Source organism: Faecalitalea cylindroides ATCC 27803, assembly GCF_000469305.1.
In the GTDB taxonomy this organism is placed as follows: domain Bacteria; phylum Bacillota_I; class Bacilli_A; order Erysipelotrichales; family Erysipelotrichaceae; genus Faecalitalea; species Faecalitalea cylindroides.
The window spans coordinates 1-1,035 of the sequence record NZ_KI270987.1; the positions used below are offsets into that span (position 1 = coordinate 1).

At 35.0% G+C, this 1,035-nt stretch carries 1 protein-coding gene; it reads left to right on the forward strand.

Going from position 1 to position 1,035, the window contains the following annotated elements; translation table 11 throughout:
* Positions 1–56: 56 nt before the first annotated feature.
* Positions 57–1,007 carry a DNA-directed RNA polymerase subunit alpha gene (locus HMPREF0367_RS03640; RefSeq protein WP_035401295.1) on the forward strand — a complete coding sequence of 317 codons (951 nt, stop codon included), beginning with the start codon at positions 57–59 and terminating at the stop codon, positions 1,005–1,007.
* The last annotated feature ends 28 nt before the right edge of the window (positions 1,008–1,035 follow it).

Consider the following 1,035-nt stretch of genomic DNA (forward strand, 5'->3'; position numbering starts at 1 on the left):
ATGTCGTCCACCAAAACGACCTCGTGGATAAGAGAAAATAATAAGGAGGTGTCCCAATGACAGACTATGCCATTAAAACAATAGAAGAAACAAATACAAATGGAAAATTCCTTTTTGAACCATTATCACCACGTTTTGGTACAACAATGGGAAATGCATTGCGTCGTGTATTATTATCATCAATTCCTGGTGCTGCTGTGTACAATATTCGAATTGATGGTGTTTATCACGAATTTACGGGAATCGATGGTGTCAAGGAAGATGTAGCCTCTATCATTTTAAATATCAAACAACTTATCTTAAAAATTGACATCAATGACAATGACGTTTATACCCTTAGAATTAATAAACAAGGGCCTTGCGTTGTTTATGGCAAGGATATTGAGTGCCCAACAGGTGTAGAAGTATTGAATACAGATTTGCCAATCTGTACTTTATCAGAAGGTGGATCTATTGAAATGGAACTTCAGGCACGCTTAGGGCGAGGATTTGTTTCTGCAGATGTAAACAAACGTCTGTATCAAAATGAAGGACAACCTCTTGGAGTTATTTATACCGATGCTCTTTATTCTCCAGTTAAGAAAGTTTATTACAACTCAGATTCTGTAGAAAAAGAAGGAGCATTCTATGATACTTTAACAATGGGAATTGAAACAGACGGTACATTGAAGCCATCTGAAACACTTTCTATTGCTTCAAAGATTTTAAGAGATCATTTAGAGATTTTGGCGAATATGAATGAATCTGCTTTGGAAGAAGTAGAAAATGTTGAAACGGAAGTTGAGGATTCCTCAAATTCTATTCAACATAAAATGATTGAAGATCTTGAACTATCGGTTCGTTCTTACAACTGCTTAAAACGTGCAGGTATAACAACAGTAGATGAATTAGTTCAGAAAACGGAAGATGAAATGATTCATGTTCGTAATTTAGGGAAAAAGTCTTTAAAGGAAGTTAAAGAGAAAATCTATTCACTAGGTTTATCTTTTAAAGCAAGTAATGAATAGGAGGAGCAACTATGTGGAATCGTAGATT

Excerpts from the sequence above, each read along its gene's own strand:
- HMPREF0367_RS03640 (WP_035401295.1), top strand. The coding sequence starts at position 57 with ATGACAGACTATGCCATTAAAACAATAGAAGAAACAAATACAAATGGA.